This is a genomic window from Proteus sp. G4415 (assembly GCF_963896075.1).
GTDB lineage: Bacteria > Pseudomonadota > Gammaproteobacteria > Enterobacterales > Enterobacteriaceae > Proteus > Proteus mirabilis.
This window is the reverse complement of the sequence record NZ_CAWQOK010000070.1, coordinates 75076-85964: the sequence shown is the minus strand read 5'-3', so window position 1 is coordinate 85964 and position 10889 is coordinate 75076. Positions and strand designations below refer to the sequence as shown.

Genomic DNA, 10889 nt, shown 5'->3' with positions numbered 1-10889 from the left:
GCGAAGCTCCTGATCGAAGCCCCAGTAAACGGCGGCCGTAACTATAACGGTCCTAAGGTAGCGAAATTCCTTGTCGGGTAAGTTCCGACCTGCACGAATGGCGTAATGATGGCCAGGCTGTCTCCACCCGAGACTCAGTGAAATTGAACTCGCTGTGAAGATGCAGTGTACCCGCGGCAAGACGGAAAGACCCCGTGAACCTTTACTATAGCTTGACACTGAACATTGAGCCTTGATGTGTAGGATAGGTGGGAGGCTTTGAAGTGTGGACGCCAGTCTGCATGGAGCCAACCTTGAAATACCACCCTTTAACGTTTGATGTTCTAACCTAGGCCCATAAACTGGGTCGGGGACCGTGTCTGGTGGGTAGTTTGACTGGGGCGGTCTCCTCCTAAAGAGTAACGGAGGAGCACGAAGGTTGGCTAAGCATGGTCGGACATCATGCGGTTAGTGCAAAGGCATAAGCCAGCTTGACTGCGAGAGTGACGGCTCGAGCAGGTACGAAAGTAGGTCTTAGTGATCCGGTGGTTCTGAATGGAAGGGCCATCGCTCAACGGATAAAAGGTACTCCGGGGATAACAGGCTGATACCGCCCAAGAGTTCATATCGACGGCGGTGTTTGGCACCTCGATGTCGGCTCATCACATCCTGGGGCTGAAGTAGGTCCCAAGGGTATGGCTGTTCGCCATTTAAAGTGGTACGCGAGCTGGGTTTAGAACGTCGTGAGACAGTTCGGTCCCTATCTGCCGTGGGCGTTGGAAGATTGAGAGGGGTTGCTCCTAGTACGAGAGGACCGGAGTGAACGCACCACTGGTGTTCGGGTTGTCATGCCAATGGCATTGCCCGGTAGCTAAGTGCGGAAGAGATAACCGCTGAAAGCATCTAAGCGGGAAACTTGCCTCGAGATGAGTCTTCCCTGTCACTTTAAGTGACCTAAAGGAACGTTTAAGACTAAGACGTTGATAGGCTGGGTGTGTAAGCGTAGCGATACGTTGAGCTAACCAGTACTAATGAACCGTGAGGCTTAACCTGACAACACCGAAAGTGTTTTGTCAGAGAGACGAAACGATGAAGTCAGCTTGTTCAAGATTAAATTACTGGCGACTCACCGAAAGGAAGGAAGCGAGTAATAGACAGAATTTGCTTGGCGGCCATAGCGCGGTGGTCCCACCTGATCCCATGCCGAACTCAGAAGTGAAACGCCGTAGCGCCGATGGTAGTGTGGGGTCTCCCCATGTGAGAGTAGGGAACTGCCAAGCATTAAATAAGACGAGAAAGCCAACCCACTGGGTTGGCTTTTTTGCGTTTGATATTTTTTATTCTCAATATTATCCCTTAACTTAGGAAAAGAGTTATTTCAATTGCTGATAGAGTAAACTGCCAGCAGCGGCTCCTGCCACATCATAAGCAAAATCATGCCAGCTCCATCCCGTACCTTGTGGTCGACTATCATAAAGCTCTTTAGCGACGCCTAAACTTATTGAAAAGGATAAGCCAATAACTAATCCTTCTCGATAAGAATAGTTCTGATGATCTGCGTAAGCATTAGCTCCCGCGGAGGCTACCATAGAAAATAAAAAATGCTGTGCTTTATCTTTTCCTTGCCAATTATCATTGGCAACATGAAAGGATTGACAACCATTTAACGTGACGAGTGAAAGTAAAACTATCAGATAGAAGCCATTACGCTTTAGTTTCATATAATATCCACGCCTTATTACTATATCTTGATCGTTAGATAGTTGAGCTTAAATCTTAATAAGTTGAAGTATAGTGGATTATAGCGACAAAAAAGCCTTACTTATTTTAAGTAAGGCTTATAAATAGTGCTTAGCAGTATATTTAAATTAGAGTATACGACTAATTAGTCTATCAACACGGATACGCCGTAAACGTTTAATTAATTTTTTCACTTTTAGAGGGTAAAATTTAATACTCTCTAATTGTTGATAACTTTTAACAATCAGTGTTTTTTCTCTGATACAAGCTAACTCTTTATGGCGTTGTTCATGTAATTCATGATGTGGATCGTGAATTAAGATGGCATTTTCAAGATCTAATCCCCAAGCTCGAGGGTTTAGATTATTACCTGTAATTAATTGCCACTCATCATCAACCCACATGCCTTTTAAATGATAGGTATTATCACCGTCTTTCCAAAGCCTTACTGTTAATTGGTCATTATCAATAAAACGTTGAAAACGTTGGGTGAATTTACGAAGATTAATCTCATACAAATAAGGCAAAGCACCTATTATTTTAAAGGGCTCTTCTGGCGGAATATAAAAGTCATTTGCCGTTTTATCACCAATAATAATCTCAACCTGTTTACCATTTCTCAGTAAATGACTAATTTGGCGTACCAAAATAGCAGGTAAATTAAAATAAGGTGTACAAATAACCAACTTTTCTTCAGTCACGGCCATGAGGTGGGAGATAGTCTTATTCAAGATATTTTTCTTGCCTAAGCCGACCAATGGAGTCACTGTTAACTGATTATTTGAGGCATTTCCTTTAATATCGTAACCATCATGTGTGCGTAAATTAAAGCGGAATTGACGGATACAATTTTTAATTTCTGCACAACGCACTCTCTCTTCTGAATCAAGACGTTGAATAGCATCTGATTGCAAAAGGCTATCGACAATGAATTGCTTCATTGTGTTTGCGAGTTCAGCATTATGAATGATGTGATATCTGTCATAACGGTATTTATCAAGTTTATGCAAATAGACGTTATTAATACTTGCACCACTGTAAATAACCGTATCATCAAAGATAAACCCTTTTAGATGTAATACGCCTAATGCTTCACGTGTATTAACAGGAATACCATAAATAGGGACGTCAACATCAGGATGCTGTTGTGCAACTTTATGATACCAATCTGCATTTGTTGCATCAGCAGAGACACCTATACGACCGCGTTGAGCACGATGCCAATCAACAATAACGGTGATGGAAAGTTCAGGACGTTGTTGTTTTGCGGTATAAAGTGCTTCAAGGATCTCCTCGCCCGCTTCATCATGTTCTAGATAGAGTGCGGTAATAAAAATCTCTTTTTGAGCTTGCGCGATATATTTCAATAAGGTGCTGCGAAACGCGGATGTCTGATAAAGCGTTTCAACATCAGCAACTGACTGAGCTAATTTAGGCAGTTGTGCAAGGTGTTGTTGATGCTTAGCAAGTTTTAGTTTAGACAACATCACAGTGCTTATTTCTCTTGTTTATGATGACTAAAAGAGTCATCTTCTATGTAAAAAATTCTGTAACCGATCTTCTGATCATAACATTAGTTATATAGGATGTACGCATAAAATCATCTTATAGAGTGAATTTCTCTTAGGATGTGTGAATAATCACATTCAGAAATTTTCTATTCGCGATTTTATCACTATACATCACTGATAGGATCAAGAAGCAAGTTGAGATTGACTATTCCTTCATCAAACTGTACTTCCACAGAAAACCCTAATTTTTTAGCAAGACTTATCATATTACGATTTTCAGGCATGGTAATGGCAGTTAACCGTTTGATGCCATGAGCCTTAGTATAGTTGATTAATTTCATCATTAATTGGTGACCCAGTGTATTACCTTTTAAATCAGAGCGTACCAAGATAGCAAATTCAGCCTGTTGATTATCAGGATCTGCCATAGCTCGAGCAACACCAATAATTTCTGGATCATCGTGAGGGTGGCGAATGGCGACAAAAGCCATCTCACGATCGTAATCAATTTGTGTCATATTAGCGAGATCGTCATGGGTAAATTCGCTGATCTCACTAAAATAGCGATAATAGAGATCTTCTTTGGTCACTTGATTAATAAAAGTTTTTAGTAGAGGTTCATCTTCAGGCAAAATAGGTCGAATAAAACAAGGTTTGTTATCTCTTAAAAAGAAAGTTTCTTCTAATTCATTGGGATACGGGCGAATAGAAAGTTTTTGATGAGGATCGCCTTCGATTGGTGACAGCTCCATAGCCACGTCTAACAAAGTGAAATCATTACCCGATACTAACAACGGATGTATGTCGAGCCTGACAATTTGTGGACAATCTAATAGTAAGTGTGAAACTTGCACCAAAAAATGGCTTAAGCTTAGGATATTCAGTGGTTGTAATGCACTTCTAGGTTGGAGCTTGCCACTTTTTATTGCATTAATGACCAGATAACGAGCTAGCGCCATATTAAGTGGTGGCAAAGCAACGGCAGCTTTTGTTTCGATTTGCCACTCAACGCCTCCTTCTCCTAATAGAATTAGTGGGCCAAAGATGGGGTCTTGTTCAATCGCAACACGTAGCTCTTGGGAGCCTGCACGGTTTGCCATACTTTGTACTAATAGTCCTTGAATTTTCGCTTGTGGGTAAAGCTCGCTTACCCGCTCGATAATGGCATGTGCAGCCGATTCAACTTCATTGCTGTCTCTTAAATATAACATAACCCCCTGAACTTCCGATTTATGAGGTATATCAGGAGAGCGTAATTTCAGCGCGACCGGATAACCTATTTTTTCTGCAATACTGACCGCTTCTTGTGCATTATGAGCAATCCAAGTAGGTAAAGTATTAAAGCCATAGGCTTCCATAATGGGCTGGACTTGGTGTGTATCAAGGCGATACTGTTTTTTGTCGAGAGCGTCTTCAATACAGCGATGGGCTTGCTGGGTGTTCATTTTTATTTCTAAAGGTAATGCCGGCGTTTCCTTTAGTTGTTTTTGGTTTCGGCGGTACTCCACCATATGCATAAAAGCGGTAATTGCGCCTTCAGGAGTGCGATAAGTGGGAATACCCGCTTCACTAAATAATTTACGTGATTGTTGAGATGAATATTCGCCTCCCCAATTAGTAAATAGAGTGAGCCATTTTCTTCTGGGGTGCTTATTAATTGCTTCAATAACTTTTTGTGCTGTTTCAATACTTGGTGCAATAGCACTTGGTGTATGAATTAAGAGTAATGCATCATGATCATGGCTATCTAATAGACAATTCACTGCCCTAATATAGCGCTCTACCGTGGTATCATCACCTAAATTAAGCGGATTACGAATAGCAGATGTGTCTTGCACAATGGCTTGCAATTGTTGCTGAGTATCAGCAGATAATTGTGCTAATTTGCCTGACTGTAAAAATAATTCATCTACGGCCATTGCCGCAGGAGCGGAACCATTGCTGATGATCATCAGTTTCTCGCCTTTTAATGGCGTCATATAACTGAGGGTTTCAACCGCTGAAAACATCTCATGAGTATCTTGTACGCGTAACAGTCCTGCGCGTTGGAAGGCTGCATCATAAGCTACATCATAACTTGGCGTATCGCCTAAGAGTAATTGGGCTTTTTGTGTTCGACCACTTTTTATAACTAGTATTGGCTTATTGCGTGATGCACTACGTGAGGCAGACATAAAGCGCCTTGCATCATGAATATGCTCTAAATGCAGTAATATTGCACTGGTTTTACTATCTCTTGCTAGAAAATCCAGTAAATCATCAACTTGGATATCTTGGTTATCACCTAATGCAATAAAATAGGAAAAGCCAATATTGCGGTAATACGCCCAATCTAGGATGGTGTTAGCTACTGCTGCTGATTGTGAGATAAATGCCAATTTGCCTTTTTTTACAGGAAGGGGTGAAAAGCTGGCATTTAAGCCTTGCCAAGGGGCTAATAAACCTAAACTATTTGGACCTAACAAGCGAATATGGTATTGCTGGCAGAGTGTCTTAATAGCTTGAAATTGTTCTGATTGTGCTGAAAGAACAATCACGGCTTTACAGCCTGATTGACCTAATTGCTCAAGAAGTTCAAGATTGCGGCGATGATGAGTACAGATAATTGCCAAGTCTGGTACTTGGGGGAGTTTATCAATAGAAGGATAAGTAAAAACACCAGAAACAGAATTGCGAGTCGGATTGACTGGAAAGACTGGCCCATTAAACCCACCACTGAGTAAGTTTTTCATCATTGTGGTTCCTGCTCTGCCTACTTTGTCAGAGGCGCCAATCACCGCAATTGATTTAGGACGTAATAGTGCTTCAAGGCCTCGCTGGCTCATATCAACTCCTAAGTTTATGATAAACTGTATTCAATGTAGCTGATTTACTCTTCTTTTGCCTGACGTCTGTCTGGTTTTCCAATTAAATATTGTTGACGAAAGTAACTAAAATGAGAAAAAAGCTGTTGTGACGCTAAATCATCGCCGACATTGGCTAAAATAGAAGCGGCAACTTCAGCGGTACAATGTTGCTCTTCTCTTGCTGCTTGACGGAGCATGTAGTCACATTTACTGGCTTCATTAATTGAAAACAGTGGTAATGCATCAAGGTAGGGGCTTTTACGAAACATTTTTCTCGCCTCTGTCCAAGTGCCGTCTAGTAAGATAAATAGCGGTGGCTTACTGTTTGCAGGTAACTGGTGATAAACTTTTCGCGAAGGAGAAGCATAGCTGTCTGGGAAGACGACATAAGCTTGTCGATGCGGATCATTAATTGCATCAAGTAAGGCTTTTTCAGGCTCGGTACGTGACCATAAAAAGGCAAGTGTATCGGGTAAAACATCGGCAATTAATTTTCCTGTATTACTTGGTTTCATCACTTCTGTATCGTACATCATTAAACAAAAACGGCTTTTCGCGGTTTGATGAATGATGGTGTCACACAGACACTGTTTTTCAGGTAATAAACAAAAAGTGCATCGTTTAACACGAAAGCCTCTGGCTTTATATGGGCGTGTAGAGATAGAAACTCGATATTGACGAAGTCGAGAAACCGCATTGTCATGCATAACAGAAAGACCACAATCATAAATAAAGGAATGAATATTACCATGATCCCCAAAGGTCTACTATCAGTTGTTTTTTATGAAAGTTTATTTACCGTATAGTGGTAGGATTATTATTATTTAATAAATTTTGGTGACTTATGAAGGTAACACAAATCCTTTTTTGTAATAATGAAAATAGTATTACAGATAATGAAATAAAAAACCTATTTAATATCTTTGATACTCAGGTCATTAATAATAGTAGAGTGGATGTTAATCTTGAGACTGCCAAAAATCAAATAAATAAACTCGCTAATGCAGTTAGGAATGGAAGCTCAAAAGATTTGGATTATTTAGTAAATATCATGTTTCATGATGATATAAAAATAAGCTTATATGCAACTAATCAGCTCTACTTGATTTATCCAAAATTAAATAACTCGATAAGAGAAGATATTAAAGAGTTAGTCAAATTACTCTATGAAATAAAAATAAAAGAGGATCAAGAGTATTTTAAAGAACGACCTTTATTAAGTGCAATGGCTTGTGAGGAAGCGATTGCTAGACAAAAGGGAAAAGGGGAGAATGTTTTTATCTCAGCGGTTGATAATTATTTAAATATAAAATGTAATGATAGCGTATTGGCCAATAGTAATGAAAGCGTAAGTAATAATAATCGATATATATCTTCATCTGAATTAGAGTCTTGGGCGTCATTTCAACCCTATCAGTGTGATATTGGTTCCTATGAATCAATACTTAAAAAAATAGAAAATAGCAAAGGATCCGCGGAGTTAAAAAATTATGTGGTTTTAGTCAATAATAACCATTGGGTTGCGTTATTGACTTATAAAGATAGCTGTTTTTTATGTGATTCATTGCCCTCAAGCAAAAAAGATGAACGTCATAAATTATTAATTGAACTAGAAAAAAAAGGATTTAATACTATCAATATAGAATATAATCTACAAGAAAATGTACCTAATGGATGTGGTCTTTTGGCGCTTAATTATATTGATAGTTTACATAATGAATGGAATAAATTTAATCATGAAAAAGAAGATGATTTAATATCCACAATAGAAACAGTATTACAAAAAACAGGAAAAGACTTTCTAAACCTAAGTTGTAGTGAGCAAACCACATTTAATCATGATGTTAGGAAAAAATTGATTATGGATACACTTTTTTGTATTGTTAAATCTAGTTATGAATAGCTCCATTAGTTATTGATATAAAAGCTATTTTTTATTAATAAAAAGCTAAATCTAATTTTATTTTTAAAGAGAGTGTTTTTTGATATAGGTTTATCTCTTACTCTGCGTGATTCTCTCGGTGACAGTTGCTAAACTATCATGTAATCTGCGCCCCTATTGCAGTTGGAGAGACTAATGAACGATTCTTATGAAGGTAAAAACGGCAAAGTAAAAGTGATGTATGTCCGCAGTGAGGACAGTGCCGATAATAAACCTAAAAAACCATCCCGCCGCCCTAATAATGCTCGTGGTGATACTGACCGTAGTCATCGTCGTGATGATAAACGCGGTGATAACAAATTTTCTCGTCGTGATGAACGTGGTGCAGGTAAGTCTTCAGGACGTAATCCATCACGCAGTGGATCAAGCTCCTTACGTGATAACGATAGTGAAGGTGGTAATTATTCTCCATGGAAAACGATTTCTCGTCCGGGAGATGAGCCATTAAAAGAGCATGATGGAATTACTGGTAAAAGCCAAATAGATCCCGAACAGCTTCGCCGTCAGCGTTTAGAAGAGACGCGTATCTATGGTGAAAATGCTTGTCAGGCTATGTTTAAAAACCGTCCAGAAGCCATTGTTCGAGCTTGGTTCTTACAAGAAGTAACACCTCGTTTTCGTGAAGCGTTAAAATGGATGGCGGCAAATCGTAAAGCTTACCATGTTGTTGAAGAAGAAGAGATGGTTAAAGCGGCGCGTACGGATCATCATGGTGGCGTTTGTTTCTTAATCAAAAAACGTGTTGGCCATGATGCACAAACCTATTTAAAAGATGCACCAACAAAAGATTGTGTCTTAGCGCTTGAAGATGTGGGTAATCCACATAATGTCGGTGCTATTATGCGTAGCTGTGCTCATTTTGGTGTGAAAGGCGTCATTTCTCCCGACTCATCAGTGCTAGAATCTGGTGCAGCAGTACGTACCGCAGAAGGTGGTGCCGAGTATATTCAAGGAATTGATGCTGATAATTTTGCTCAGACATTAGAGCAGTTTAAACAGGCTGGCTATACCTTAGTGACAACCTCAAGTCACAAAGGAAGTGTGCCACTAGCAAAAGCTCAATTACCTGAAAAAATGGTATTAATCTTAGGTCAAGAGAAGGATGGCTTAAGTGATAGCACGTTAAAACAAGGGGATATGAGCATTTACATTGGTGGTACAGGCCATATTGAAAGCTTAAATGTCTCTGTGGCTTCTGGCGTGTTATTGGCTGAATGGTGGCGTCAACATCACGGCTAATTATTTAATTGTTAGATGATTTAAAAATCCCGCTGAATAATGAACTGCAGTCAGTTCACCATGTTCAGCGGGATTTTTCTTTAATTAACTAATCAATTCATTAATGGTTATTTACCCGGTGAGAATGGCGGTTTAGCAAACCAAACAACCACCAGCATTAAAATGAATATTCCTGCCGCTAGCCAGAAAATTTCATTCGCTGAAATAATCAGACCTTGTTCAGTGATTGTTTTAGCTAAATAAGCCGAGGTTTGTTCATCAGAAAGCCCCAATTCTCTCATCTGTTGAAAAGCCAATTGTGCATCGGGATCGAGTGGATTAATTTTTTCAACAAAGGTTTCATGATGTAATGACTCCCTTTGTGTCCAAATGGTTGTCGTTAATGATGCGCCAATTGCACCCGCTAAGGTTCTTAAAAAATTAGATAAACTGGATGCCGAGGCCATTTTCTCCGGAGGTAATCCCGATAAGGTCATCGTGGTTAATGGCATAAAGAAACATGCTACACCTAAACCTTGCCAGAATTGTGGCCAAGCAACTGTGGCAAAATCCATTCCGGGTTCAAAAGTATAAGCTCGCCAATAAAAACATACCGCAAACATAATAAAGCTAAAGCTAATGATATAGCGTAAGTCGACTTTTCCACCAAATTTTCCGATGATTGGTGTAATGATCAGCGGTAATAAACCAACAGAGGCTGCAGCTAAACCCGCCCATGTTGCGGTATAACCAAAGACTTCTTGCAACAGGAGAGGGAGCAACACAATAGTACCGAAATAGATCATATAAGCGAGACTAAGGGTTAAACAGCCAATAGTGAAATTGCGACTTTTAAACAGAGAAAGATCAATAACAGGGTGTTCGTCAGTTAACTCCCACACAATTAAGAAACTTAACGCCACTACAGCAATAATAGTAAGTACAATAATTTCAGTTGAATTAAACCAATCCAGCTCTTTACCTTGATCAAGCATGATCTGTAGTGCACCAACACCAACCACCAATAGTACGAGACCAATGGTATCTATTGGTTTAATTTCCGTTTTGGTTTCGCGACCCGCTAATGTATTTGAGATGCACATAATAATTAACACACCAAAAGGTACGTTAATAAAGAAGATCCATCCCCAATGGTAATTATCACTGATATAGCCACCTAAAATAGGGCCTAAAATAGGTGCAACGACAATGGTAACCGACCATAACGCTAATGCCATATTGCGTTTTGCTGGTGGATAGTTATTCAATAGCAAACTTTGTGATAACGGAATTAAGGGGCCTGCGACTAAACCTTGAAGTACACGGAAAAAGATCAGCATTTCTAAACTTTGAGAAATACCACACAGCCATGATGTTAAGGCAAATAGTGCTGTTGACCACATAAAGAGGCGTACTTCACCAATACGTTTTGCCAGCCAGCCAGTAATAGGAATTGAGATAGCATTTGCAACACCAAATGAGGTAATAACCCAAGTGCCTTGAGAATTTGATGCACCTAAGTTACCCGCTATTGTCGGGATGGCTACGTTAGCGATTGTTGAATCGAGAACTTGCATAAAAGTGGCCAGCGCAAGTGCGATGGTCATTATAGCAAGTTTTCCTCCTTGTAAGGGTTCTTTAATCACCTTTACA

7 protein-coding genes and 2 rRNA genes are annotated in these 10889 nt (G+C 39.7%); 4 read left to right on the top strand and 5 right to left on the bottom strand.

Features of this window, described 5'->3' with window-relative positions; all coding sequences use genetic code 11:
• Positions 1 to 1032, top strand: a 23S ribosomal RNA gene (locus AACU95_RS08880); the annotation flags it as partial.
• A gap of 111 nt (positions 1033 to 1143) precedes the next feature.
• Positions 1144 to 1259: ribosomal RNA gene (gene rrf / locus AACU95_RS08875) — 5S ribosomal RNA — on the top strand.
• A gap of 93 nt (positions 1260 to 1352) precedes the next feature.
• Here the strand turns inward: rrf and AACU95_RS08870 are convergent.
• From AACU95_RS08870 to AACU95_RS08855, 4 genes are all read right to left on the bottom strand, one after another.
• Positions 1353 to 1700 carry a YfiM family lipoprotein gene (locus AACU95_RS08870; protein WP_049208109.1) on the bottom strand — a complete coding sequence of 116 codons (348 nt, stop codon included), beginning with the start codon at positions 1698 to 1700 and terminating at the stop codon, positions 1353 to 1355.
• A gap of 147 nt (positions 1701 to 1847) precedes the next feature.
• Entirely contained in the window at positions 1848 to 3206 is a 1359-nt protein-coding gene (pssA, locus tag AACU95_RS08865; RefSeq protein ID WP_004246096.1) for a CDP-diacylglycerol--serine O-phosphatidyltransferase, read from the bottom strand.
• A gap of 188 nt (positions 3207 to 3394) precedes the next feature.
• Positions 3395 to 6055 carry a bifunctional acetate--CoA ligase family protein/GNAT family N-acetyltransferase gene (locus AACU95_RS08860; RefSeq protein ID WP_141192170.1) on the bottom strand — a complete coding sequence of 887 codons (2661 nt, stop codon included), beginning with the start codon at positions 6053 to 6055 and terminating at the stop codon, positions 3395 to 3397.
• Between the two features lie 44 nt (positions 6056 to 6099).
• Positions 6100 to 6783, bottom strand: a complete 684-nt coding sequence (locus AACU95_RS08855) for a tRNA-uridine aminocarboxypropyltransferase (protein ID WP_004247414.1) — start codon at positions 6781 to 6783, stop codon at positions 6100 to 6102.
• Between the two features lie 137 nt (positions 6784 to 6920).
• On the opposite strand from AACU95_RS08855, the gene AACU95_RS08850 reads away from it, so the two are divergent.
• A complete protein-coding gene (locus AACU95_RS08850; RefSeq protein WP_141192169.1) occupies positions 6921 to 7979 on the top strand; it encodes a hypothetical protein in 1059 nt (352 codons plus the stop codon).
• 174 nt (positions 7980 to 8153) lie between these two features.
• Positions 8154 to 9257 carry a tRNA/rRNA methyltransferase gene (locus AACU95_RS08845; RefSeq protein WP_004246089.1) on the top strand — a complete coding sequence of 368 codons (1104 nt, stop codon included), beginning with the start codon at positions 8154 to 8156 and terminating at the stop codon, positions 9255 to 9257.
• Positions 9258 to 9364: 107 nt separating this feature from the next.
• On the opposite strand, the gene emrB is transcribed toward AACU95_RS08845, so the two are convergent.
• Positions 9365 to 10882, bottom strand: coding sequence for a multidrug efflux MFS transporter permease subunit EmrB (gene emrB / locus AACU95_RS08840; RefSeq protein ID WP_004247419.1), 1518 nt, complete (start codon positions 10880 to 10882; stop codon positions 9365 to 9367).
• Positions 10883 to 10889: the final 7 nt, after the last annotated feature.

What these genes read in the sequence shown, in the direction of transcription:
- AACU95_RS08870 (WP_049208109.1), bottom strand. Translation starts at nt 1,700, where the DNA reads ATGAAACTAAAGCGTAATGGCTTCTATCTGATAGTTTTACTTTCACTC.
- pssA (WP_004246096.1), bottom strand. Translation starts at nt 3,206, where the DNA reads ATGTTGTCTAAACTAAAACTTGCTAAGCATCAACAACACCTTGCACAA.
- AACU95_RS08860 (WP_141192170.1), bottom strand. Translation starts at nt 6,055, where the DNA reads ATGAGCCAGCGAGGCCTTGAAGCACTATTACGTCCTAAATCAATTGCG.
- AACU95_RS08855 (WP_004247414.1), bottom strand. Translation starts at nt 6,783, where the DNA reads ATGCATGACAATGCGGTTTCTCGACTTCGTCAATATCGAGTTTCTATC.
- AACU95_RS08850 (WP_141192169.1), top strand. Translation starts at nt 6,921, where the DNA reads ATGAAGGTAACACAAATCCTTTTTTGTAATAATGAAAATAGTATTACA.
- AACU95_RS08845 (WP_004246089.1), top strand. Translation starts at nt 8,154, where the DNA reads ATGAACGATTCTTATGAAGGTAAAAACGGCAAAGTAAAAGTGATGTAT.